At 60.7% G+C, this 23,793-nt stretch carries 33 protein-coding genes; 1 reads left to right on the top strand and 32 read right to left on the bottom strand.

The genetic code is table 11. The annotated features are described in order from the left end of the window. Window positions 1-57: 57 nt before the first annotated feature. From rplQ to rpsL, 31 genes are all read right to left on the bottom strand, one after another. Window positions 58-486, bottom strand: coding sequence for a 50S ribosomal protein L17 (gene rplQ / locus ACQK2M_RS14260; protein ID WP_223477842.1), 429 nt, complete (start codon window positions 484-486; stop codon window positions 58-60). A gap of 39 nt (window positions 487-525) precedes the next feature. Continuing rightward, complete coding sequence (locus tag ACQK2M_RS14255) at window positions 526-1,536, bottom strand: DNA-directed RNA polymerase subunit alpha (protein ID WP_223477843.1); 1,011 nt, start codon at window positions 1,534-1,536, stop codon at window positions 526-528. 90 nt (window positions 1,537-1,626) lie between these two features. Beyond that, window positions 1,627-2,016, bottom strand: a complete 390-nt coding sequence (gene rpsK / locus ACQK2M_RS14250; RefSeq protein ID WP_223477844.1) for a 30S ribosomal protein S11 — start codon at window positions 2,014-2,016, stop codon at window positions 1,627-1,629. Between the two features lie 123 nt (window positions 2,017-2,139). Next, window positions 2,140-2,508 carry a 30S ribosomal protein S13 gene (gene rpsM / locus ACQK2M_RS14245; protein WP_223477845.1) on the bottom strand — a complete coding sequence of 123 codons (369 nt, stop codon included), beginning with the start codon at window positions 2,506-2,508 and terminating at the stop codon, window positions 2,140-2,142. Between the two features lie 198 nt (window positions 2,509-2,706). After that, window positions 2,707-3,291, bottom strand: a complete 585-nt coding sequence (locus tag ACQK2M_RS14240) for an adenylate kinase (protein WP_223477846.1) — start codon at window positions 3,289-3,291, stop codon at window positions 2,707-2,709. Beyond that, on the bottom strand, window positions 3,288-4,628 hold the full coding sequence (gene secY, locus ACQK2M_RS14235) for a preprotein translocase subunit SecY (RefSeq protein ID WP_425418342.1): 1,341 nt from the start codon (window positions 4,626-4,628) through the stop codon (window positions 3,288-3,290). The genes ACQK2M_RS14240 and secY overlap by 4 nt, the downstream gene beginning before the upstream one ends. A 157-nt stretch (window positions 4,629-4,785) precedes the next feature. Beyond that, on the bottom strand, window positions 4,786-5,265 hold the full coding sequence (gene rplO / locus ACQK2M_RS14230; protein ID WP_223477848.1) for a 50S ribosomal protein L15: 480 nt from the start codon (window positions 5,263-5,265) through the stop codon (window positions 4,786-4,788). Between the two features lie 17 nt (window positions 5,266-5,282). Further along, window positions 5,283-5,480, bottom strand: coding sequence for a 50S ribosomal protein L30 (gene rpmD, locus ACQK2M_RS14225; protein WP_425418341.1), 198 nt, complete (start codon window positions 5,478-5,480; stop codon window positions 5,283-5,285). A gap of 60 nt (window positions 5,481-5,540) precedes the next feature. After that, complete coding sequence (rpsE, locus tag ACQK2M_RS14220) at window positions 5,541-6,110, bottom strand: 30S ribosomal protein S5 (protein WP_223477850.1); 570 nt, start codon at window positions 6,108-6,110, stop codon at window positions 5,541-5,543. Between the two features lie 41 nt (window positions 6,111-6,151). Beyond that, entirely contained in the window at window positions 6,152-6,514 is a 363-nt protein-coding gene (gene rplR, locus ACQK2M_RS14215; protein WP_223477851.1) for a 50S ribosomal protein L18, read from the bottom strand. A gap of 12 nt (window positions 6,515-6,526) precedes the next feature. After that, window positions 6,527-7,060, bottom strand: a complete 534-nt coding sequence (gene rplF, locus ACQK2M_RS14210) for a 50S ribosomal protein L6 (RefSeq protein ID WP_425418340.1) — start codon at window positions 7,058-7,060, stop codon at window positions 6,527-6,529. 44 nt (window positions 7,061-7,104) lie between these two features. Continuing rightward, complete coding sequence (gene rpsH / locus ACQK2M_RS14205) at window positions 7,105-7,503, bottom strand: 30S ribosomal protein S8 (protein WP_223477853.1); 399 nt, start codon at window positions 7,501-7,503, stop codon at window positions 7,105-7,107. A gap of 12 nt (window positions 7,504-7,515) precedes the next feature. After that, a complete protein-coding gene (gene rpsN / locus ACQK2M_RS14200) occupies window positions 7,516-7,821 on the bottom strand; it encodes a 30S ribosomal protein S14 (protein ID WP_223477854.1) in 306 nt (101 codons plus the stop codon). Window positions 7,822-7,848: 27 nt separating this feature from the next. Beyond that, window positions 7,849-8,406, bottom strand: a complete 558-nt coding sequence (gene rplE / locus ACQK2M_RS14195) for a 50S ribosomal protein L5 (RefSeq protein ID WP_223477855.1) — start codon at window positions 8,404-8,406, stop codon at window positions 7,849-7,851. Beyond that, window positions 8,399-8,710, bottom strand: a complete 312-nt coding sequence (gene rplX, locus ACQK2M_RS14190; protein ID WP_223477856.1) for a 50S ribosomal protein L24 — start codon at window positions 8,708-8,710, stop codon at window positions 8,399-8,401. The genes rplE and rplX overlap by 8 nt, the downstream gene beginning before the upstream one ends. A gap of 11 nt (window positions 8,711-8,721) precedes the next feature. Beyond that, window positions 8,722-9,090, bottom strand: a complete 369-nt coding sequence (rplN, locus tag ACQK2M_RS14185; protein ID WP_223477857.1) for a 50S ribosomal protein L14 — start codon at window positions 9,088-9,090, stop codon at window positions 8,722-8,724. 66 nt (window positions 9,091-9,156) lie between these two features. Next, complete coding sequence (rpsQ, locus tag ACQK2M_RS14180) at window positions 9,157-9,399, bottom strand: 30S ribosomal protein S17 (RefSeq protein WP_223477858.1); 243 nt, start codon at window positions 9,397-9,399, stop codon at window positions 9,157-9,159. 1 nt (window position 9,400) lies between these two features. Further along, window positions 9,401-9,598: a 50S ribosomal protein L29 gene (gene rpmC / locus ACQK2M_RS14175; RefSeq protein WP_223478096.1), complete on the bottom strand. Its 198-nt coding sequence runs from the start codon at window positions 9,596-9,598 to the stop codon at window positions 9,401-9,403. 11 nt (window positions 9,599-9,609) lie between these two features. Continuing rightward, the gene (gene rplP, locus ACQK2M_RS14170) at window positions 9,610-10,023 is read right to left on the bottom strand and encodes a 50S ribosomal protein L16 (protein WP_223477859.1); all 414 of its coding nucleotides are present in this window, start codon (window positions 10,021-10,023) and stop codon (window positions 9,610-9,612) included. Between the two features lie 24 nt (window positions 10,024-10,047). After that, complete coding sequence (gene rpsC / locus ACQK2M_RS14165; RefSeq protein WP_223477860.1) at window positions 10,048-10,752, bottom strand: 30S ribosomal protein S3; 705 nt, start codon at window positions 10,750-10,752, stop codon at window positions 10,048-10,050. Further along, window positions 10,752-11,141: a 50S ribosomal protein L22 gene (gene rplV, locus ACQK2M_RS14160; RefSeq protein WP_223477861.1), complete on the bottom strand. Its 390-nt coding sequence runs from the start codon at window positions 11,139-11,141 to the stop codon at window positions 10,752-10,754. The genes rpsC and rplV overlap by 1 nt, the downstream gene beginning before the upstream one ends. Before the next feature lie 2 nt (window positions 11,142-11,143). Beyond that, entirely contained in the window at window positions 11,144-11,422 is a 279-nt protein-coding gene (gene rpsS / locus ACQK2M_RS14155) for a 30S ribosomal protein S19 (protein WP_223477862.1), read from the bottom strand. 19 nt (window positions 11,423-11,441) lie between these two features. Continuing rightward, complete coding sequence (gene rplB / locus ACQK2M_RS14150) at window positions 11,442-12,275, bottom strand: 50S ribosomal protein L2 (RefSeq protein WP_223477863.1); 834 nt, start codon at window positions 12,273-12,275, stop codon at window positions 11,442-11,444. 25 nt (window positions 12,276-12,300) lie between these two features. Further along, entirely contained in the window at window positions 12,301-12,594 is a 294-nt protein-coding gene (locus tag ACQK2M_RS14145) for a 50S ribosomal protein L23 (RefSeq protein WP_223477864.1), read from the bottom strand. Then, window positions 12,591-13,211 (bottom strand): 50S ribosomal protein L4, encoded by a 621-nt coding sequence (rplD, locus tag ACQK2M_RS14140; RefSeq protein WP_223478097.1) that lies wholly within the window; start codon window positions 13,209-13,211, stop codon window positions 12,591-12,593. Before rplD ends, ACQK2M_RS14145 begins: the two co-directional genes overlap by 4 nt. Next, the gene (gene rplC, locus ACQK2M_RS14135) at window positions 13,211-13,927 is read right to left on the bottom strand and encodes a 50S ribosomal protein L3 (protein ID WP_223477865.1); all 717 of its coding nucleotides are present in this window, start codon (window positions 13,925-13,927) and stop codon (window positions 13,211-13,213) included. Before rplC ends, rplD begins: the two co-directional genes overlap by 1 nt. Window positions 13,928-13,955: 28 nt before the next feature. Then, the gene (gene rpsJ, locus ACQK2M_RS14130; protein ID WP_072606015.1) at window positions 13,956-14,264 is read right to left on the bottom strand and encodes a 30S ribosomal protein S10; all 309 of its coding nucleotides are present in this window, start codon (window positions 14,262-14,264) and stop codon (window positions 13,956-13,958) included. Between the two features lie 72 nt (window positions 14,265-14,336). Beyond that, window positions 14,337-15,512, bottom strand: coding sequence for an elongation factor Tu (gene tuf / locus ACQK2M_RS14125; protein ID WP_223477894.1), 1,176 nt, complete (start codon window positions 15,510-15,512; stop codon window positions 14,337-14,339). A gap of 84 nt (window positions 15,513-15,596) precedes the next feature. Further along, a complete protein-coding gene (gene fusA, locus ACQK2M_RS14120; RefSeq protein ID WP_425418339.1) occupies window positions 15,597-17,687 on the bottom strand; it encodes an elongation factor G in 2,091 nt (696 codons plus the stop codon). Between the two features lie 32 nt (window positions 17,688-17,719). Then, window positions 17,720-18,190, bottom strand: a complete 471-nt coding sequence (rpsG, locus tag ACQK2M_RS14115; RefSeq protein WP_223477868.1) for a 30S ribosomal protein S7 — start codon at window positions 18,188-18,190, stop codon at window positions 17,720-17,722. 49 nt (window positions 18,191-18,239) lie between these two features. Next, window positions 18,240-18,611 (bottom strand): 30S ribosomal protein S12, encoded by a 372-nt coding sequence (gene rpsL / locus ACQK2M_RS14110; protein ID WP_223477869.1) that lies wholly within the window; start codon window positions 18,609-18,611, stop codon window positions 18,240-18,242. Between the two features lie 451 nt (window positions 18,612-19,062). Between rpsL and ACQK2M_RS14105 the strand changes: the two genes are divergently transcribed. After that, complete coding sequence (locus ACQK2M_RS14105; protein WP_425418338.1) at window positions 19,063-19,443, top strand: hypothetical protein; 381 nt, start codon at window positions 19,063-19,065, stop codon at window positions 19,441-19,443. Between the two features lie 80 nt (window positions 19,444-19,523). On the opposite strand, the gene rpoC is transcribed toward ACQK2M_RS14105, so the two are convergent. Further along, entirely contained in the window at window positions 19,524-23,729 is a 4,206-nt protein-coding gene (gene rpoC / locus ACQK2M_RS14100; RefSeq protein WP_425418337.1) for a DNA-directed RNA polymerase subunit beta', read from the bottom strand. Between the last annotated feature and the right edge of the window lie 64 nt (window positions 23,730-23,793).

Genomic DNA, 23,793 nt, shown 5'->3' with positions numbered 1-23,793 from the left:
AACGAAAAAAAGGGGCCATAAAAGGCCCCATTTTCAGACAGTCCCTCGGGACTATTGTCAGGCTGCTTCTTCGGCAGCCTGCTCTTCTGCCTCGACCCGGGCGCGGTCGCCCGCTCCCTTCGCGTCGACATCGCGGTCGACGAACTCGATGACGGCCATCGGCGCATTGTCGCCATGGCGGAAGCCCGCCTTCATGATCCGCAGATAGCCGCCATTACGATCGGCGTAACGCGTCGCGATCGCATCGAACAGCTTGCGCACCTGGGTTTCGTCGCGGATCGCGGCGATCGCCTGGCGGCGGGCATGTAGATCGCCGCGCTTGCCGAGCGTAACCAGCTTCTCGACGATCGGACGAATTTCCTTGGCTTTGGGCAGCGTCGTCACAATCTGCTCATGCTCGATAAGCGAAGCCGCCATGTTGGCAAACATCGCCTTGCGGTGGCTGGCAGTGCGGTTCAGCTTGCGGCCCGATTTTCCGTGGCGCATGAGCCTTCTCCTTGCGTGTTAGGCCGGTGTTGCCGGCGATCAGTAATGATCCTCGTAGCGTTTCGCGAGGTCTTCGATGTTTTCCGGCGGCCAAGCCGGGACTTCCATACCGAGATGGAGCCCCATGGACGCCAGCACTTCCTTGATTTCGTTCAGCGACTTGCGGCCGAAATTCGGCGTGCGAAGCATCTCGCCTTCCGTCTTCTGGATCAGATCGCCGATATAGACGATATTGTCGTTCTTCAGGCAGTTCGCCGAACGTACCGACAATTCGAGTTCGTCGACTTTCTTGAGGAGAGCCGGGTTGAACGCCAGTTCCTGGACCTGTTCTTCCTGGACTTCCTTCTGCGGCTCTTCGAAATTGACGAAGACGCCGAGCTGATCCTGCAGGATGCGTGCCGCAAACGCGACAGCGTCCTCGGCCGTGACCGCGCCGTTGGTCTCGATCGTCATCGACAGTTTGTCGTAATCGAGAACCTGGCCTTCACGGGTGTTTTCCACCTTGTAGGAGACCTTGCGGATCGGCGAATACAGGCTGTCGACCGGGATCAGGCCGATCGGCGCGTCCTCGGCGCGGTTGCGCTCGGCCGGCACGTAGCCCTTGCCGTTGTCGACGGTGAACTCCATGCGGATCTCCGCGCCCTCGTCGAGGGTGCAGATGACGTGATCCGGATTGAGGATCTCGACATCGCCTACCGTCTGGATATCGCCGGCGGTAACGACGCCCGGGCCCTGCTTGCGCACGACCATGCGCTTCGGACCGTCGCCTTCCATGCGGATGGCGATTTCCTTGATGTTCAGGACGATGTCCGTCACGTCCTCGCGCACGCCGGCGATCGAGGAGAATTCATGCAGCACGCCGTCGATCTGCACCGCGGTTACAGCCGCGCCGCGCAACGACGAAAGAAGCACGCGGCGAAGCGCGTTGCCGAGCGTCAGACCGAACCCGCGTTCCAGCGGCTCGGCGATGAGCGTGACCTTGTTGGTGCCTCCGCTCTTGAACTCGACCTTCTTCGGCTTGATCAGTTCTTGCCAGTTCTTGTGTATCACGGCAGTTTCCCTCAGCTTCCTTGCCACCATCCATTCGTGGCAACAGACCTGAAAACGGGCGACGCAGGATCGGCGTCGCCCTTCTTGTACTTACACCCGGCGCTTCTTGCGCGGACGGCAGCCATTGTGCGGGATCGGCGTCACGTCGCGGATGGACGTGATGGTGAACCCGGCCGCCTGAAGGGCGCGCAGAGCCGACTCACGGCCGGATCCCGGGCCGCAGACTTCGACTTCCAGCGAACGCATGCCGTGATCCTGGGCCTTCTTGGCGCAGTCCTCGGCCGCAACCTGCGCGGCGAACGGCGTCGACTTGCGCGAGCCCTTGAAGCCCTGCATGCCGGCCGAAGACCAGGCAATCGTATTGCCCTGCGCGTCGGTAATGGTGATCATCGTGTTGTTGAAAGTCGAGTTGACGTGCGCCACGCCCGACGAAATGTTTTTACGCTCGCGGCGGCGAACGCGTCCGGCATCCTTTGCCATGGTAGTCCTTTCGATCTCTGCACCGCCGTAGTTCCAGCGGCTACACCTGGAGAGCAAACAGTGAGCAGCGAACCGGCGAGCAGAAAGTCCTGTTCGCCAACCGCGGCTTCGCTATTCGCCCAATTACTTCTTCTTGCCGGCGATCGCCTTTGCCGGACCCTTGCGGGTACGGGCATTGGTGTGCGTGCGCTGACCATGCACCGGCAGGTTGCGGCGATGGCGCAGGCCGCGATAGCAGCCGAGGTCCATCAGACGCTTGATGTTCATCGAGACTTCGCGACGAAGATCGCCTTCGACCTGATAGTCGCGGTCGATGGTTTCACGAATGCCCATGACTTCGGCGTCGGTCAGTTCATGCACCCGGCGCTCTGCGGGGATGTTGTTCTTCTCGACGATTTCCTGGGCGAAAGTCGCACCGATACCGTGAATATACTGAAGCGCGATCACAACGCGCTTTCCGGTCGGTATGTTAACACCGGCTATACGTGCCATTTTGTTCTCCATGTATGCCGGGTGAACCGGCGTTTATTGTTGCCCCGCGTCCGGTGGAGGCCGGCCCTTGCGGGTTTCCCAACCAAACGGCATCGCGCCACGAAGGCACTCAATGTCCTATCTTGCAGGGAGGATGCGACGCTATTGCACGGGCTGGCGATTCCGTCAACCCCGTTTTTACAATCTGTTAAAGGCGCGTCAGAGCGAAGCCAGAACCTTTTCGATCTGAGCGGTTACGCCCTCGATCGTGTCCATGCCATCGACGTTCTTCAGCATGCCCTTGGCATGGTAGTAGCCCGTGAGCGGAGCCGTCTTTTTGTAGTATTCGCGAAGCCGCTCGTCGAACACCTCCGGCGTGTCATCCTTGCGGACCGGCTGACCGGCGGCTTTCGCCTCTTCGGCCCGCTTCATGATCCGGCCTACCAGCGCCTTGTCGTCGACAACGAGTTCGATGACTGCATCGAGATGCGTGCCTTTCGCGGCAAGCATCGCCTCGACCGCATCGGCCTGGGCGAGCGTGCGCGGATATCCGTCAAGGATGAAACCGTTGGCGCAATCTGCCTCGTCGATCCGGTCGGAAACGATCGCATTCACGATCTCGTCCGAAACCAGTTCCCCCGCTTCCATGACTGCCTTGGCGCGAAGACCGACCTCAGTCTCCGCCTTCACCGCAGCACGCAGCATGTCGCCGGTTGATAGCTGCGGAATGGAGTATTTCTCGACCAGGCGCTGCGCCTGAGTTCCCTTGCCCGCGCCGGGCGGTCCCAGAAGTATAAGTTTCATCGTCCGCGTTTTCCCCCGCGCAGTTTCGACTTCTTGATCAGGCCTTCATACTGATGGGCGATCAAATGCCCCTGGACCTGTGCAACGGTATCAAGGGTAACGCTCACAACAATCAGCAGCGACGTACCGCCGAGATAGAACGGCACTCCCGTCGACGCTATTAGAAATTCGGGTAACATGCAGACCAGCACGAGATAGATCGCGCCGACCACCGTGATACGCGTCAGCACGTAGTCGATATATTCCGCCGTGCGCGCACCCGGACGAATGCCCGGAATGAAGCCCGAATGCTTCTTCAGATTGTCAGCGGTATCCTCCGGATTGAAGACGATCGCCGTGTAGAAGAACGCGAAAAACACGATCATCGAGGCGTAGAACAGCATGTAGAGCGGCTGTCCGTGCCCGAGCGCGGCCAGAATCGCGGTCGCCCATTCAGGCAATGTCGAGGAATCCGAGAAACCGGCCAGCGTCGCAGGCAGCAACAGAAGCGACGATGCGAAGATCGGCGGGATGACGCCTGCGGTGTTCAGCTTCAACGGCAGGTGCGACGTGTCGCCCTGGAACATCCGGTTGCCGACCTGCCGCTTCGGATACTGGATCAGAAGGCGGCGCTGCGCGCGTTCCACGAACACGATCGCGCCGATTACAACGATCGCCACAACGATGATCGCAAGGATCACACCGGTCGCAAGCGCGCCCGTGCGGCCGAGTTCCAGCGTACCGGCGATGGCGCTCGGGAGACCGGCGACGATGCCGGAGAAGATGATCAGCGAGATGCCGTTACCGATACCGCGTGCGGTGATTTGCTCACCGAGCCACATCAGGAACATGGTGCCGCCGACAAGCGTGATCACCGTGGAAATACGGAAGAACCAGCCCGGATCCGCGACGATGCCGCTGCCGCTTTCGAGACCGACGGCGATGCCGTAGGCCTGCAGCGTCGCGAGCAGAACCGTTGCGTAACGCGTGTACTGGTTGATGACCTTGCGGCCCTGTTCGCCCTCTTTCTTCAACTGCTCCAGCGTCGGAATGACCGAGGTCATGAGCTGGATGGCAATCGAGGCCGAGATATAGGGCATGATGCCGAGCGCGAAGATCGCCATGCGCTGGACGGCGCCGCCGGAGAACATGTTGAACATCCCCAGGATACCGCCGGACTGGTTGTCGAACGCCTGCGCAAAGGCATTCATGTCGAGTCCGGGGAGCGGGATGTAAGTACCCAGCCTGTAGACGAGGAGTGCGCCGAGCGTAAACCAGATACGCTTTTTCAGCTCTTCGGCCTTGGCGAAGGCGCCGAAGTTCAGGTTGGATGCCAGCTGTTCTGCTGCAGATGCCATTGAAGAATTCTCCGGTTCGGCGTGGGCCGGTCAATCGCCGGAAATGCGGCCGGCCGGGCCAACGCACGTCAGTGCGGAGATAAGCGCCATGCCGGGGAGACGCAAGTAAAGAAACATGTGAAGAAAGGGCGGCGGATATCTCCGCCGCCCTCCGGTATTACTCGGCTGCCTGTTTCGCGGCTGCCAGGACCGTGACGGAGCCACCGGCCTTTTCGATCTTCTCGACCGCAGACTTCGAAGCACCAGCGACCTCGAAGGTCACTTTGGCCTTCAGCTCGCCATCGGCCAGCACGCGCACGCCGTCCTTGACGCGGCGGATCACGCCGGCTTCGGCCAGGGCCGCGGCATCGACTGTCTTCTTGGCGTCAAGCTTGCCAGCATCGATCGCGGCCTGAATGCGGCCAACCGAAACGATGTTGAGGTCCTTGGCGAAGATGTTGTTGAAGCCGCGTTTCGGAAGACGCCGGTAGATCGGCATCTGACCGCCTTCATAGCCCTTGATGGCAACGCCGGAACGGGACTTCTGACCCTTCACGCCGCGTCCACCGGTCTTTCCCTTGCCGGAACCGATACCGCGTCCCACCCGCTTGCGGGAGGTGCGTGCGCCTTCATTGTCGCGCAGTTCGTTCAAATCCATTGTTCGTCTCCCCGCTATCAGGCCTCGTCCACAACGCGGACGAGGTGCTGGACTTTGCGGATCATGCCGCGCACGGCCGGAGTGTCTTCCAGCGTACGGCGACGGTGCATCTTGTTAAGGCCGAGACCGATCAGCGTTTTCTGCTGGTCGGCCGGCCGGCGGATCGGGCTGCCGATCTGTTCGACCGTGATCGTGCCCTTGTTGGTGTCAGCCATCAGTCAGTTTCCTTCCAATGACCCCTGCCCTCGTTGCCGAAAGCCAGGAGCACGATCGATCTATTCTTCGGCGCCGATCAGCTCGCGGCGGCGAGACTGAAGCGTGGAATATTTGAGGCCGCGCTGTGCCGCGATGTCCTTCGGATGCATCTGGCGCTTGAGGGCATCAAACGTGGCGCGAACCATGTTGTACGGGTTCGACGTGCCGAGCGACTTGGCAACGACGTCCTGGACGCCGAGCGTCTCGAAGACGGCGCGCATCGGGCCACCCGCGATGATCCCGGTACCGGGCGTTGCCGCGCGCAGCAGAACCTTGCCGGCGCCATGACGGCCTTCGACGTCATGATGCAACGTACGGCCGGAACGCAGCGGCACGAAAATCATGTCGCGCTTGGCGGATTCGGTCGCCTTGCGGATGGCTTCCGGCACTTCGCGCGCCTTGCCATGACCGAAACCAACGCGGCCCTTCTGGTCGCCAACGACGACGAGTGCGGCGAAACCGAAACGGCGGCCACCCTTCACGACTTTTGCAACGCGGTTGATGTGAACGAGTTTGTCTACGAACTCGCTCTCAACCTCATCGCGTGGACCACGGTCGCGTCCGCGACCTCCACGATCGTTTTGTGCCATATCCTAGTCCTTTTTCTTTTCCGGAAGCACGGGGTTGAAATTTAGAAGTTCAGCCCGCCCTCGCGGGCGGCATCGGCGAGCGCCTTGACGCGGCCGTGATAGATGTATGCACCGCGATCGAAGACGACGTCCTTGACGCCAGCCTCGACGGCGCGCTCGGCGATCAGTTTGCCGACAGCCGCCGCAGCAGCCGCGTCGGCACCGGTCTTCAGCGAGCCCTTGAGGTCGCCTTCGAGCGTCGAAGCGGCAGCCAGCGTACGGCCGGCGGCATCATCGATAACCTGTGCATAGATGTTCTTCGACGAACGGTGAACCGACAGGCGCGGACGACCGTTGGCAACCTTCTTGATCTGGCGGCGTACGCGCTGCGCGCGGCGCGAGATCGTTTCTTTTCTGCTAGCCATGGCGCGCAATCCCTACTTCTTCTTGCCTTCTTTGCGGATGATGGTCTCTTCCGCATATTTGACGCCCTTGCCCTTGTAGGGCTCCGGTGACCGATACCCGCGGATCTCGGCGGCGACCTGGCCAAGCTGCTGCTTGTCGATGCCAGTCAGCACGATTTCAGTCGGCTTCGGCGTTGCGGCCGAGATGCCTACCGGAACCTGGTAGACGACCTCGTGGCTGAAACCCAGCGAAAGCTGGATGTTCTTGCCCTGCATGGCCGCACGATAACCAACGCCGTTGATCTCGAGCTTGCGCTCGAAGCCGTTTTTCACGCCTTCCATGATGTTGGAGATCATGGTGCGCGACATGCCCCACTTGGAGCGCGCGACCTTCGACTGGTCCTTCGGCTGAACGGCGACCGCGCCTTCTTCCAACGAAACCAGAACTTCGTCGTTGACGACGAACTTCAGTTCGCCCTTCGGGCCCTTTGCCGTCACGGTCTGACCGTCAACGCTCGCCGTGACACCGTCCGGAATAGCTACCGGCCTTTTTCCAATACGCGACATTTTTCAACCTGTCCGTTTACTGGGTTTCTGGCTTGCAAGACGCATCAGAAGATGCGGCAAAGCAGCTCCCCGCCAACATTCTTTTCACGTGCTTCGTGATCCGCCATCACGCCCTGCGGCGTCGACAGGATCGAAATGCCAAGGCCGTTCGCGACGTGCGGGATCGACTTGACCCCGACATAGACGCGGCGGCCCGGCTTGGACACGCGCTCGATTTTCCGGATGACCGGCGTACCGTCGAAGTACTTCAGCTCGATTTCGTACTCGGCCTTGCCCGAGGAATACTCCACCTGCGAATAATCGCGGATGTAGCCTTCGGATTTCAGCACTTCGAGCACGTTCCCGCGCAGCTTCGAAGCCGGCGTCGAGATACGGTCCTTGGAACGGTGCATCCCGTTACGGATGCGGGTCAGCATATCGCCAAGAGGATCTGACATGGACATCTTGAATTCCCCTTACCAGCTGGATTTCACGACGCCCGGTACACGACCGAGCGAACCGAGTTCGCGCAATGCGATACGAGACATCTTGAGCTTGCGGTAGTAACCGCGCGGACGCCCGGAAACCTCGCAACGGTTGCGCACGCGCACCTTGGCGGAATTGCGCGGCAATTCTGCGAGTTTCATGGTCGCGCGGAAACGCTCCTCGATCGGCTTCGAGCGATCCATCACGATCGCCTTCAGCGCCGAGCGCCTCGCGGCATACTGATCCACCAACTTGCGGCGGCGGTTGTTCTTTTCGACTGCGCTGACTTTTGCCATGCGAACTTATCCTTTTAACGCTTGCCGTTACTGACGGAACGGGAAGTTGAAAGCCTTGAGCAGAGCCCGGGCCTCGTCGTCCGTTTTCGCCGTCGTACAAACGATGACGTCCATTCCCCAGATCTGGTCGACCTTGTCGTAATTGATCTCGGGGAACACGATGTGCTCCTTCAGGCCCATGGCGAAGTTGCCACGTCCGTCGAAGCTCTTCGGGTTCAGGCCGCGGAAGTCGCGAACGCGCGGCAGCGCGATGTTGACCAGGCGATCCATGAACTCGTACATGCGCTCTCCGCGCAGTGTCACTTTCGTGCCGATCGGCATGTCTTCACGCACCTTGAAGCCGGCAATCGAATTGCGGGCACGCGTGATGACAGCCTTCTGGCCGGTGATGAGGGAAAGATCCTCAGCGGCCGATGTCGGCTTCTTGGAATCCGCAGTCGCTTCGCCGACGCCCATATTGACGACGATCTTCGTCACGCGCGGGATTTCCATCTCGTTCTTGTAGCCGAACTCTTCGAGCATCTGCTTGCGAACGGTATCGCCGTAGAGCTTCTTGAGCCGTGGTTGGTACTTAGCGTCAGCCATCGATCACTTCTCCGGAACGTTTGGAAAAACGAACCTTGCGTTCGCCTTCCATGCGGAAGCCGACGCGGGTCGGCTTGGAGTCTTTCGGGTCGAGCAAGGCCAGGTTCGACAGGTCGATCGGGGCCTCTTTCGAGATAATGCCGCCTTCGCTGCCGGCCGTCTGGCGCTGGTGGCGCTTGACGACATTGACGCCGGAAACAACCGCGCGGTTGTCTTTCGGCATGACCTGGAGGACCGAACCCTTGCGGCCCTTGTCCTTGCCGGTGAGCACGACGACTTCGTCGCCCTTGCGGATCTTCTGCATCGTGTCTCTCCTTACAGAACTTCCGGCGCCAGCGAGATGATCTTCATGTGCGCCTTGGCGCGAAGTTCGCGCGGAACGGGGCCGAAGATACGCGTGCCGACCGGATCTTTCTTGTTGTCGACGATCACGGCCGCATTCTTGTCGAAGCGGATCACGCTACCGTCGGCACGGCGAATATCGCTCGCGGTGCGGACGACGACGGCTTTCATGACGTCGCCCTTTTTGACGCGGCCGCGCGGAATGGCTTCCTTGACCGAAACGACAATCACGTCGCCCACGGAAGCATATTTGCGCTTCGAGCCGCCCAGCACCTTGATGCACTGAACACGACGGGCGCCGGAATTGTCGGCGACATCGAGGTTTGTTTGCATCTGAATCATGACTGGCTGCCTTTTAAAATGTGTCCAGCTGGCTTCCTGGGAAGCCGCATGTATTGCGGTTTAGGTTCAGGACGCAGGCTGGTCGGTGACGACCACCCAGCACTTGTCCTTCGAGATCGGCGCGCTTTCCTGGATGAAAACGGTGTCACCGGTCTTGAACTGGTTGTTTTCGTCGTGCGCCTTGTACTTCTTCGAACGGCGTACGGTCTTCTTGAACAGCGGGTGCGTGAAGCGGCGCTCGACCCTGACCACAACGGTCTTGTCGTTCTTGTCGCTGACAACGGTGCCCTGCAGAACGCGTTTTGGCATCTTACTTCCCTTTGGCCGCGTTTTCCGCGGCAATCGTCTTGATACGGGCAATGTCGCGACGCACTTCGCGTACGCGCGAGGTTTTCTCCAGCTGACCAGTCGCTTTCTGGAAGCGCAGGTTGAACTGTTCCTTCTTGAGCTTGGCCAACTCGTCGGCGAGTTGGTCGGCGCTCATGGCCTTAACATCAGAGGCTTTCATCGGCTCCACTCCTACTCGGCGATGCGCTGGATAAAGCGCGTCTTGACCGAAAGCTTCGCGGCGCCGAGACGCAGGGCCTCACGCGCGATATCTTCCGGAACGCCGTCGATTTCAAACATCACGCGGCCCGGCTTGACCTTGGCCGCCCAATAATCGACGGAACCCTTGCCCTTACCCATGCGAACCTCGGTCGGCTTCGACGTAACCGGCACATCCGGGAAGATGCGGATCCACACGCGGCCGGCACGTTTCATGTGACGGGTGATCGCGCGGCGGGCCGCCTCGATCTCGCGGGCGTTGACGCGGTTCGGTTCGAGCGACTTCAGGCCATATTCACCGAAGTTCAGAGCGGTTCCACCCTTGGCATCGCCATGGATCTTGCCCTTGAACTGTTTGCGGTACTTTGTCCGTTTTGGTTGCAACATCGAATTCTACTCCAAACTGTCCGCTTATGCGTTTTCGCGACGGCGGCCAGAGCCCTGGTTGTCGGATTCGGTCGCCCGACGCTCCGACGCCATGGGATCGTGCTCGAGGATCTCGCCCTTGAAGATCCAGACCTTGATCCCGCAGATGCCGTAAGCCGTCTCGGCTTCGGCGGTTCCGTAGTCCACATCGGCGCGCAGCGTGTGCAGCGGAACGCGACCCTCGCGGTACCATTCGGTCCGTGCGATTTCCGCGCCGCCGAGACGACCCGCGCAGTTGATGCGGATGCCTTCGGCGCCGAGACGCATCGCCGACTGAACGGCGCGCTTCATGGCGCGGCGGAACGCAACGCGGCGCTCCAGCTGCTGTGCGATCGACTGGGCCACGAGGTTCGCGTCGATTTCCGGCTTGCGCACTTCAACGATGTTGAGGTGCGTTTCCGCAGACGTGAACTCCGACAGTTTGCGGCGCAGCTTTTCGATGTCCGCACCCTTCTTGCCGATGATGATGCCCGGACGCGCCGAGTGAATCGTCACGCGGCACTTCTTGTGCGGACGCTCGATCACGATCTTCGACACGGCGGCCTGCTTGAGTTCCTTCATCAGGTACTCGCGGATCTTCAGATCCTCGTGCAGCAGCTCACCATATTCGCCGGTGTTCGCGTACCAACGCGAATCCCAGGTACGGTTGATGCCGAGGCGAAGGCCGACCGGATTGATTTTCTGACCCATTACGCGGCCTCCCCTGCTTCCTCTTGCTCACGCACGACGATGGTGAGGTGAGAGAACGGTTTCTGAATGCGGCTTGCGCGGCCACGGCCTCGCGCCATGAAGCGCTTCATCACGATCGACTTGCCGACATAGGCCTCGGCGACAACAAGAGCGTCGACATCGAGGTCATGATTGTTCTCGGCATTGGCGATCGCGGATTCGAGCGTCTTCTTGACGGTCGAGGCGATGCGCTTGCGCGAGAAGGTCAGGTCAGCGAGCGCCGAATCGACCTTCTTGCCGCGGATCATGGCCGCAACCAGGTTGAGCTTCTGCGGGCTGACACGGATGGTGCGGGTTACCGCACGCGCTTCGTTGTCGGCCAGCCGGCGCGGTGCCTTGGGCTTGCCCATGGTTACTTCCTCTTTGCCTTCTTGTCCGCGCCGTGACCGTAATAGGTCCGGGACGGAGCGAATTCACCGAATTTGTGGCCGACCATGTCTTCGTTGACCGCCACCGGGATGTGTTTCGAACCATTGTAGACGCCGAAGGTCAGGCCGACGAACTGCGGCATGATCGTGGAACGGCGGCTCCAGATCTTGATAACGTCGTGACGACCGCTCTCACGGGCCTTGTCAGCCTTCTTGAGAAGATAGCCGTCGACGAACGGGCCTTTCCATACTGAACGAGCCATTAGGCTTTTCCTCTCTCGGTTACTTCTTGCGCTGGTGACGCGAGCGCATGATGAACTTGTCTGTCGACTTGTTCGAACGGGTACGCTTGCCCTTGGTGGGCTTGCCCCACGGCGTCACCGGATGACGACCGCCGGACGTACGGCCTTCACCACCGCCATGCGGGTGGTCGACCGGGTTCATGACAACGCCGCGGACATGCGGGCGACGACCGAGCCAGCGAGAACGACCCGCCTTGCCCAGATTGATGTTGCCGTGATCCGGGTTGGACACCGCACCGACCGTGGCGAAGCAGCGGCCGGAAACCAGGCGCTGTTCACCAGAGTTGAGGCGCAGAATGGCCATGCCCTGGTCGCGGCCGACGAGCTGTGCGTAGGAACCAGCCGAACGGGCGATCTGACCGCCCTTGCCCGGCTTCATTTCCACGTTGTGCACGATGGTGCCAACCGGCATGCGGCCAAGTTCCATCGCGTTGCCCGGCTTCACGTCGACATATTCGCCCGACACCACGCGGTCGCCCGCCTGCAGGCGTTGCGGCGCGAGAATGTAGGACAGTTCGCCGTCATCATATTTCAGGAGAGCGATGAACGCGGTCCGGTTCGGATCGTATTCGATGCGCTCCACCGTCGCTTCGACGCCGGTCTTGCGGCGCTTGAAGTCGATGATGCGATACGTACGCTTGTGACCGCCGCCCTTGTTGCGCGAAGTCATGCGGCCCGCATTGTTGCGGCCGCCCGACTTCGTCAGGCCTTCGGTCAACGCCTTGACCGGACCGCCCTTGTGAAGGCCGGAACGATCGACCGTCACCAGCTGGCGCTGGCCCGGAGACGTCGGTTTGAATGTTTTCATTGCCATAACAAATTACCTCTCGGCCGACCGGTTAGAGCCCGGTCGCGACGTCGATGGACTGACCATCGACGAGGGTCACGACCGCCTTTTTAACGTCGCTCTGCTTGCCGGTGATGCCGCGGAACCGCTTCACCTTGCCCTTGCGAAGCAGCGTGTTGACTGACTTCACCTTGACGCCGAACAGCGCTTCGACAGCTGCCTTGATCTCAGGCTTCGAAGCATCGCGGGCGACATTGAAGACGACCTGGTTGTGTTCCGACACGAGCGTCGATTTCTCGGTGATCACCGGAGAGACGATCACGTCATAGTGGCGAATATCCGTCATTTGAACCGCTCCTCGAGAGCCTCGACAGCAGCCTTCGACAGAACCAGCTTGTTGCGGCGAAGGATGTCGTAGACATTGATCCCCTGCACCGGCAGCACGTCGATCTGCGGAATGTTGGATGCCGCATTCTTGAAATTACCGTCCAGCTCGGCACCGCCGATAACCAGTGCATTCTCCAGGCCGAGGCCGGAAAGCTGACCGAGCAGCGTCTTGGTCTTCGCGTCGCCCGCCTTCAGATCATCGATGATGATCAGGTCGGATGACTTGGCCTTGGCCGACAGCGCATGACGCAGACCGAGCGCGCGAACCTTCTTCGGAAGCACTGTCTCGTGGCTGCGAGCTACCGGCCCGTGTGCCTTGCCGCCGCCGCGGAACTGCGGAGCGCGCGCGGAGGAGTGACGGGCGCGGCCCGTACCCTTCTGGCGGAACATCTTCGCACCAGTGCGGGAGATGTCCGCACGGCCCTTGGCCTGATGCGTGCCCTGCTGCTTCTTGGCAAGCTGCCAAAGCACAACGCGCTGCATCAGGTCGACACGCGGATCGAGGCCGAAAACCTCGTCGGAGACCGATACGGAACCGGCGGACTTGCCGGCAAGTGTCGTCACTTTGAGTTCCATCATTCTGCCCCTTCAGCGCTCTGAGAAGCCGGAGCTTCTGCACCCGCGCGCAATGCGGCCGGCTTCGGTGCATTGTCCGGCAGGCTCGATTTCAAGGCGTCGCGGACGAGGATCCAGGCACCCTTGGAGCCGGGGACGGCGCCACGAACGAGGATCAGGCCACGGTCGGCATCGGTCGAGACGATCTCGAGGTTCTGCGTCGTCACCCGGGTCGCGCCCATGTGACCGGCCATCTTCTTGCCCTTGAACACCTTGCCGGGATCCTGGCACATGCCGGTCGAACCATGTGAACGGTGCGACAGCGAGTTACCGTGCGTCGCGCGGCCACCACCGAAGTTGTGGCGCTTCATGACACCCTGGAAGCCCTTGCCCTGCGTCGTGCCGGTCACGTCGACCTTCTGGCCCGGAACGAAATGCTCGACCGTCAGCTCGGCGCCGACATCGATCATGTTGTCCGGCGAAACGCGGAACTCGGCCAACTTGCGCTTCGGCTCGACGGACGCCTTGGCGAAATGCCCGCGCATCGCCTTGGAGGTGTTCTTCACCTTCGCAAAGCCCGAACCGAGCTGCACCGCGGTGTAGCCGTTCTTGTCTTCTGTACGCTGGGCCACCACCTGGCAGTTCTCCATGCGAAGAACGGTCACCGGCAGCTGCTCGCCGTCGTCATTGTAGACGCGGGTCATGCCCAGCTTCTGTGCGATTACTCCTGAACGCATTGGTTCATCCTTCCCCAATCCGGCCCGCTCAGAGCTTGATCTCGACATCAACGCCGGCCGCAAGATCGAGCTTCATCAGCGCGTCCACGGTCTGCGGTGTCGGATCAACGATATCCAAAAGGCGCTTATGTGTGCGCATCTCGAACTGCTCGCGGCTTTTCTTATCGATGTGCGGAGACCGGTTCACGGTGAATTTCTCGATCCGTGTCGGCAACGGCACCGGCCCGCGTACGCTCGCACCGGTCCGCTTAGCGGTCGACACGATTTCACGCGTCGATGCATCGAGGACCCGGTGGTCGAACGCCTTCAGGCGGATGCGGATGTTCTGGCCGTTCATTACGACTGTTCCTTATTCAAGAAGGAAAGCGCGGCAGCTCGTGCCGCGCTCCCTCAAAACACTTTTGCTCGCCTATTCGATGATCTTCGCGACGATACCGGCACCGACGGTGCGGCCGCCTTCGCGGATAGCGAAGCGCAGGCGGTCTTCCATCGCGATCGGCACGATCAGCTCGACATTCATCTCGGCATTGTCGCCCGGCATCACCATCTCGGTGCCTTCCGGAAGCGTCACCTCACCCGTCACGTCCGTCGTGCGGAAGTAGAACTGCGGACGGTACTTGTTGAAGAACGGCGTATGACGGCCACCCTCTTCCTTCGTCAGGATGTAGGCTTCCGCGACGAACTTCGTGTGTGGCGTCACCGAACCCGGCTTGCACAGCACCTGGCCACGCTCAACACCTTCACGGTCGATACCGCGGATCAGCGCGCCGATGTTGTCGCCCGCCTGGCCCTGGTCCAGAAGCTTGCGGAACATCTCGACGCCGGTCACCGTCGTCTTCTTCGTGTCGCGGATACCGACGATCTCGACTTCCTCACCGACATTGATCACGCCGCGCTCGACGCGACCCGTCACAACCGTGCCGCGGCCCGAGATCGAGAACACGTCCTCGATCGGCATCAGGAACGGCTGGTCGACCGGACGCTCGGGCGTCGGGATGTATTCGTCGACGGCGGCCATCAGCTCGCGGATCGCGTCTTCGCCGATCTTCTTGTCGCTGTCTTCGAGAGCGGCAAGCGCCGAACCCTTGATCACCGGAATGTCGTCGCCCGGGAACTCGTAGGACGAAAGCAGTTCGCGCACTTCCATCTCGACCAGCTCGAGCAGCTCCTCGTCATCGACCTGGTCGACCTTGTTGAGGAACACCACGACAGCCGGAACACCGACCTGGCGGGCCAGCAGGATGTGCTCGCGCGTCTGCGGCATCGGGCCGTCGGCGGCCGAGCACACCAGGATCGCGCCGTCCATCTGCGCGGCGCCCGTGATCATGTTCTTCACATAGTCGGCGTGGCCCGGGCAGTCGACGTGGGCGTAGTGGCGTGCATCCGTCTCGTACTCGACATGCGCCGTCGAGATCGTGATGCCGCGCGCCTTTTCTTCCGGCGCAGCGTCGATCTGGTCATACGCCTTGAAGTCACCGAAATACTTCGTGATCGCTGCCGTCAAAGACGTCTTGCCGTGGTCAACGTGACCAATCGTGCCGATGTTCACGTGAGGCTTCGTGCGCTCAAACTTACCCTTCGCCATCTTTATTCTCCGTTCTTCTTTGTCTCGTGGACAAGATGTTGTTCTTGGCCGGCCCCGCCTGGCGGACGCCGGCCGATCCCCGCCTTAAGCGTATTTCTTCTGGATCTCCTGAGCGACCGCCTGCGGCACCGCCTCATAGTGATCGAAGATCATCGTGTACTGGGCGCGACCCTGGCTCATGGAGCGCAGCGTGTTCACGTAACCGAACATGTTTGCCAGCGGCACCATGGCCGTGATCACCTGGTCGATGTTGCGGCTTTCGGTACCGGCGATCTGACCGCGACGCGAGTTCAGGTCACCGATGATGTCGCCCATGTAGTCTTCCGGCGTAACCACTTCCACCTTCATCACGGGCTCAAGCAGCTGTGCACCAGCTTTCTGCGCACCTTCGCGGAAAGCGGCGCGAGCCGCGATCTCGAATGCCAGAACCGAGGAGTCGACGTCGTGGTAGGCGCCATCGGTGAGCGTTGCTTTCACGCCCAGCATCGGGAAGCCGGCGAGCGGACCGGAGTCCATGACCGACTGGATGCCCTTCTCGACGCCCGGGATGTATTCCTTCGGCACGTTGCCGCCGACGACGGTGCTTTCGAAAACGAAATCCTCGCCCTCGGGGTTCGGCTCGAAGGTGATCTTGACGCGCGCGAACTGACCGGAACCACCGGACTGCTTCTTGTGCGTGTAGTCGATATCCGCTGCCCGCGTGATCGTCTCACGGTAGGCAACCTGCGGAGCACCGATATTGGCTTCGACCTTGAACTCGCGCTTCATGCGATCGACGAGAATGTCGAGGTGCAATTCGCCCATGCCCGAGATGATGGTCTGGCCGGATTCTTCGTCCGAACGCACGCGGAAAGAGGGGTCTTCGGCGGCCAGGCGGTTGAGGGCGAGGCCCATCTTTTCCTGGTCGGCCTTCGACTTCGGCTCGACAGCAATGGAGATAACCGGATCCGGGAATTCCATGCGCTCGAGGATGACCGGCTTCAGCGGATCGCAAAGCGTATCGCCCGTGGTCGTTTCCTTGAGGCCCGCGATGGCGACGATGTCGCCGGCGAAGGCTTCCTTGATATCTTCACGGCTGTTGGAGTGCATCTGCAGCATACGGCCGATGCGCTCACGCTTTTCCTTCACCGTGTTCATCAGCGAGGTGCCGGTTTCCAGCTTGCCGGAATAGATACGGCAGAAGGTCAGCGAGCCGACGAACGGGTCGTTCATGATCTTGAAGGCGAGAAGCGAAAGCGGCTCTTCGTCGGACGACAGGCGCTTGACCTCTTCTTCGGTCTTCGGATCGATACCGCGGATGGCCGGAACGTCCACCGGAGCCGGCAGGAAGTCCACGACACCGTCCAGCAGCGGCTGCACACCCTTGTTCTTGAAGGCGGAGCCACAATAGACCGGGAAGAACTCGACGTCGCAGGTGCCCTTGCGAACCAGCTTGCGCAGCGTTTCGTTGTCCGGCATTTCGCCTTCGAGATAGGCTTCCATCGCGGCTTCGTCGAGTTCGACAGCAGCTTCGATCAGCTTCTCGCGCCACTCTTCGGCCTGCGCTTGAAGATCGGCAGGGATATCGAGGATGTCCCATTCGGCGCCGAGGTTCTCGGACTTCCAGACCAGGGCCTTCATCTCGATGAGGTCGACGCAGCCGGCGAAATCGTTCTCAGCGCCAATCGGCAGTTGCATGACCAGCGGCTTCGCGCCCAGACGGCTTTCGATCATCTCCACACAACGGAAGAAGTCGGCACCAATCTTGTCCATCTTGTTGACGAAGATCATCCGCGGAACGTGATACTTGTTGGCCTGGCGCCAGACGGTCTCGGTCTGCGGCTCGACACCCGCATTGGCATCAAGCAGCGCGATCGCGCCGTCAAGAACGCGCAGCGAACGCTCGACCTCAATGGTGAAGTCGACGTGGCCGGGCGTGTCGATGATGTTGAAGCGGCGCTTCTTGCCGTCGCGGCCTTCCCAGAACGTGGTCGTGGCAGCCGAGGTGATCGTGATGCCGCGCTCCTGCTCCTGCTCCATCCAGTCCATCGTCGCAGCGCCATCATGCACTTCGCCGATCTTGTGGCTCTTGCCGGTGTAGAAAAGGATACGCTCGGTCGTCGTCGTCTTGCCGGCATCAATGTGGGCCATGATGCCGAAGTTGCGGTAGTCTTCCAGCTTGTAGTCGCGAGCCATGGGAGGAGGCCTCTCTAGAAAGGTTCGTTCTGTTACCAGCGGTAGTGCGAGAATGCGCGGTTGGCGTCAGCCATCTTGTGCGTGTCTTCACGCTTCTTGACGGCGGAACCCCGGTTGTTCGCAGCATCCATCAGCTCACCCGACAGGCGATCGATCATGGTCGTCTCGTTGCGCTTGCGCGCAGCGGAGATCATCCAGCGAATGGCCAGCGCCTGACGACGCTCCGGACGAACATCGACCGGCACCTGGTAGGTGGCACCACCAACGCGCCGCGAGCGCACTTCGACGTGCGGGGCAACGTTTTCGAGAGCCTGATGGAACAGCTCCACCGGCTCCTGCTTGGTCTTGTCCTGGATGACGTCGAACGCGCCGTAGACAATGCTCTCGGCGACCGACTTCTTTCCGTCGAACATGATGGCGTTCATGAATTTCGTGATCACCATATCCCCGAATTTCGGATCCGGGTTGATCTCACGTTTTTCTGCTCTGTGGCGACGCGACATATCTGCTTCTCACTTCTGGCGGCGGCCAACCCGGCGCGCCGAAAATTCATTACTTCGGACGCTTGGCGCCATATTTCGAACGGCGCTGCTTGCGGTTCTTGACGCCCTGCGTGTCGAGCACGCCGCGCAGGATGTGGTAGCGGACACCGGGAAGGTCCTTCACGCGACCGCCGCGGATCATGACCACGGAGTGCTCCTGAAGGTTGTGACCTTCACCCGGAATGTAGCCGATCACCTCGAAGCCGTTTGTCAGGCGAACCTTGGCAACCTTACGGAGAGCCGAGTTCGGCTTCTTCGGCGTCGTGGTATAAACACGAGTGCAAACGCCGCGCTTCTGCGGGTTGGCCTGCAGGGCCGGCACCTTGTTGCGTTTGACCGGAGCCTGACGAGGCTTACGGACCAACTGGTTAACTGTAGGCATCAAGCAATCCTTCGTTCATACGGGCGCGTGCGCGCAAAATCTGTTTCGCATCGACATGCAACAGCGGGGCATGCGGCCGCTGCAGGCCCTGCCCCAAAAAACCAGAGGAAACGGCAAGCCGTTTCATGAATTTTGCAATGTTTCAGCTACGCTGGTCAGCCTTGTTTGAGACAAGCTTCAGGGCTCGGCGCCACCGAAAATTCAATCTCACATCGGCTTGATGGCCGGCTTCTATACTCAAGCCTCTGGCCCGTCAAGACAAATCGGGCACTTTTTGCGCATGCGGGTCATGCGCCGAGCCCCATCCGAACCGGACGAAATCTTGTTGCGTCAGCGCGCGCCTTTTAGCAATTTTCCGCGAAATAGGGAGTGAAGCCCCCTCTCCCGTCGCATCCGGCCGGGAATCATGTTCAATTGCGCTCAATTCGACCGGCCAAACGGGAGCTAATTCATGACGGATATCGAATCGGATGTCGAACGCGGCGTCTTCATCATTATTGGCCGAGTCTGGCCGGTAAAAGACGGCACCGAGATTCCGATCCATATTCTGCTCGTCGCACCTGACGATGATTCGGCCGTGCGCACCGCGCTCAATGCGCTCGCCGAGCGTGGCTACGAGGAAGCGGAATTCGACCAGATCGGGAGTATCGTGGAACCGCCAGACGAAGAGCCGCATGCCTCCGCCTTCCAGGGCGCACTCGAGGGCGAGGTCGCGATTGTCACATTCGACGAAGGCCTTGAGGTAGAGACCGATACGCGCCGGCCTTCCGCCATCGACGACGATGACTACGATCCCTTCTCCGTGCTCAAGGATTGGAAACCGGGCGACTGACCTTTCCGGCCTTCCTGCCCTACAAATGAAAACGCCGGGCGATTGGCCCGGCGTTTTTCTTGGTTTTGCGGACTGCCGGATTACTCGGCTGCTTCGCCCGACTGCGACATGTCGAGAAGCATCGCATCTGCGCTCGCCGCATTCGAAGCCTTGCGGCGTTCATCGAGGATGAGATCGTCGCGTGCGGTCGCAATGCGGCGGATCTGGTTCATCGTGCCGCCGGTACCGGCCGGGATCAGACGGCCGACGATGACGTTTTCCTTGAGACCCTGAAGCGTGTCGATCTTGCCGGCGACGGATGCTTCGGTCAGCACCTTGGTCGTCTCCTGGAAGGAGGCCGCCGAGATGAAGGACGGGGTCTGCAACGACGCCTTGGTGATGCCGAGCAGGACCGGTTCCCCGGTTGCGGGATCCTTGCCTTCCTCGATCAGGCGCGCATTGACCTCTTCCAGTTCGATCCGGTCGACATTGTCACCCGCGATATACTGGGTGTCACCCGAATGCGTGATCTCCACCTTCTGCAGCATCTGGCGAACAATCACCTCGATGTGCTTGTCGTTGATCAACACGCCCTGAAGCCGGTAGACCTCCTGTACTTCGTCGACAAGATAGGAGGCAAGCGCCTCCACGCCCTTGACCGCCAGGATATCGTGCGGCGCCGGATTGCCGTCGAGCACATATTCGCCCTGTTCGATCGTGTCGCCGTCCTGCAGGTGGAACGGACGCCCCTTCGGAATGAGGTATTCCGCCGGCTCCTGCGTCTCGTCATGCGGCTCGATGATGATGCGGCGCTTGTTCTTGTAGTCGCGACCGTAACGGATCGTGCCGTCGATTTCCGCGATGACTGCGTGATCCTTCGGACGACGCGCCTCGAACAGCTCGGCCACACGCGGCAGACCACCGGTGATGTCCTTGGTCTTGGCGCTTTCCATCGGAACACGCGCGATCACGTCGCCCGGCTTCACCTGCGAACCCGGTTCGACGGAAAGAATCGCATCGACCGAGAGCATGAAGCGCGCATCGCCGCCCCTCATGAGCTTCGCCACCTTGCCGTTCTTGTCGAGCACGGTGATCGCCGGCTTGAGATCGGCGCCACGCGGCGTCGAACGCCAGTCGATGACCATACGCTTGGTGATGCCGGTGGATTCGTCCGCGGACTCCTGAACCGACAGACCGTCGACCATGTCCTCGAACTGCACCGTACCTTCGACTTCCGTCATGATCGGGCGGGTATAGGGATCCCACTCGGCCATACGCTGACCGCGCTTCACCTTATCGCCGTCGTCGACCATGATCTTCGAGCCGTAGGTCACGCGCTGCGTCGAACGTTCCTCGCCCTTCTCGTCGCGAATGATGATAGCCATGTTACGGCCCATCGCGATGTTAGCGCCGTCCGAGTTGCGCACAACGTTGCGGTTGCGGATCTCGATCGTGCCCTCATAGGACGCTTCCAGGAAGGACTGGTCGACGACCTGCGCCGTGCCGCCCATGTGGAAGGTACGCATGGTGAGCTGCGTGCCCGGCTCGCCGATCGACTGGGCCGCGATAACACCGACCGCTTCGCCCATATTGACGGGCGTACCGCGCGCCAGGTCGCGTCCGTAGCAGACGCCGCAGACACCGGACTGCAATTCGCAAGTCAGCGCCGAGCGGATCTTCACGGTCTGGATGCCGGCTTCCTCGATGAGATCGACATCCTTCTCCTCGACCATGCGACCAGCCGGAACGATCACCTCTTCCGTACCCGGGTGGACGATGTCCTCCAGGACGGTACGGCCAAGGATACGCTGACCGATCGAGGCAACGATCTGACCCGCATCGACGATCGGGGACATGGTGAGCCCCTTGTCGGTGCCGCAATCCTGCTGCGTGATGATGCAGTCCTGCGCCACGTCGACGAGGCGACGGGTCAGGTAACCGGAGTTTGCCGTCTTCAACGCCGTATCCGCGAGGCCCTTGCGGGCGCCGTGGGTGGAGTTGAAGTACTCGTTCACCGACAGGCCTTCCTTGAAGTTCGAGATGATCGGCGTCTCGATGATGGAGCCGTCCGGCTTGGCCATAAGGCCGCGCATGCCGGCAAGCTGCTTCATCTGCCGGGTTGAACCACGCGCACCGGACCGAGCCATCATGTAGATGGAGTTCATCTGCTTCTGGCGACCGTCTTCCTCGAACTGAACAGCCTGAATTCCGGCCATCATTTCTTCGGTCAGCTTGTCGTCGCAACGCGCCCAGGCATCGACCACCTTGTTGTATTTCTCGCCGAAGGTGATCAGGCCGTCATTGTACTGCTGCTCGTATTCCTTCGCGATCTTGTCGGTTTCCGCGACGATACCGGTCTTGGATTCCGGGATGACCATGTCGTCCTTGCCGAACGAGATGCCCGCACGGCAGGCATGGCCGAAGCCGAGCGCCATGATGCGGTCCGCGAAGATCACGGTCTCTTTCTGGCCGCAGTGACGGTAAACGACGTCGAGCATCTTGGAGATGTTCTTCTTCGTCATTTCCGTGTTGCAGGTTTCGAACGGCACCTTGGCCTGACGCGGCAGCAATTCGCCGATGATCATGCGGCCCGGAGTCGTTTCGTAGATCTTCGAGACCGGATTGCCGTCCTCATCGACCGTCTTGAAGCGGCCCTTGATCTTGGTGTGCAGCGTGACGACCTTCGTCTCCAGCGCATGGTGCAGTTCGCCCATGTCGGAGAAGACCATCCCCTGCCCCGGCTCGTTCTCCGCCACGATCGACAAGTAATAGAGGCCAAGAACCATGTCCTGCGACGGCACGATGATCGGCTGGCCGTTCGCGGGATGCAGGATGTTGTTGGTCGACATCATCAGGACGCGCGCTTCCAGCTGCGCTTCCAGCGACAGCGGAACGTGCACGGCCATCTGGTCGCCGTCGAAGTCGGCGTTGAACGCGGTGCAGACCAGCGGGTGAAGCTGGATCGCCTTGCCCTCGATCAGCACAGGCTCGAAAGCCTGGATGCCGAGACGGTGCAGCGTCGGAGCGCGGTTCAGAAGCACCGGATGCTCGCGGATGACCTCGTCCAGGATATCCCAGACCTCCGGCTTTTCCTTCTCGACCAGCTTCTTCGCCTGCTTGACCGTGGACGAATAGCCCTTGGCGTCGAGGCGCGCGTAGATGAACGGCTTGAACAGTTCGAGCGCCATCTTCTTCGGAAGGCCGCACTGGTGCAGTTTCAGTTCCGGACCGGTCACGATGACCGAACGGCCGGAATAGTCGACACGCTTGCCGAGCAGGTTCTGGCGGAAGCGGCCCTGCTTGCCCTTGAGCATGTCGGACAGCGACTTCAGCGGACGCTTGTTGGCGCCCGTGATGACGCGGCCACGGCGGCCATTGTCGAACAATGCGTCGACGGCCTCCTGCAGCATGCGCTTCTCGTTGCGGATGATGATCCCCGGCGCGCGCAGTTCCATAAGCCGCTTCAGGCGGTTGTTACGGTTGATAACGCGGCGGTAAAGGTCGTTCAGGTCCGACGTCGCGAACCGGCCGCCATCGAGCGGAACCAGCGGACGCAGGTCCGGCGGGATCACCGGGATGACCTTCATGATCATCCACTCGGGACGGTTCTGCGAGTCGATAAAGTTCTCGACGACCTTCAGACGCTTCATGAGCTTCTTCTGCTTGAGGTCGGAGGTCGTGGTCTCCAGCTCCTCGCGCAGTTCGTTGGCGATCTTCGGCAGATCCATGGCGCCCAGGATTTCCTGGATCGCCTCGGCGCCGATCATCGCCGTGAACTGGTCCTCGCCGAACTCGTCGACGGCCATCATGTATTCTTCCTCGGAGAGGAGCTGGAACTCCTTCAGCGTGGTCAGGCCCGGTTCGGTGACGATGTAGTTCTCGAAATAGAGGACGCGCTCGATATCCTTCAGCGTCATGTCGAGCAGCGTGCCGATGCGCGACGGAAGCGACTTCAGGAACCAGATGTGGGCGACCGGAGCGGCCAGCTCGATATGGCCCATGCGCTCGCGGCGCACGCGCGAAAGCGTGACCTCGACACCGCATTTTTCGCAGATGATGCCCTTGTACTTCATCCGCTTGTATTTGCCGCACAGGCACTCGTAGTCCTTGATCGGACCGAAGATGCGCGCGCAGAAAAGACCGTCGCGTTCCGGCTTGAACGTACGGTAGTTGATCGTTTCGGGCTTCTTGATCTCGCCGAACGACCAGGAAAGGATCTTCTCCGGGCTCGCTATCGATATCCGGATGGCATCAAAATTCTGGACGGGAGCCTGAGGATTGAAAAGATTTGCAACCTCTTGGTTCATGCCGTTCTCCTTGGGGGTCGACCCCGGTTCCTATGCGCGGACTGGCTTGTCCGCTGTGTAATCT

This window comes from Oricola indica (genome assembly GCF_965227485.1).
Taxonomy (GTDB): Bacteria; Pseudomonadota; Alphaproteobacteria; order Rhizobiales; family Rhizobiaceae; genus Oricola; species Oricola indica.
This window is presented reverse-complemented; position numbering and strand designations above follow the sequence as displayed.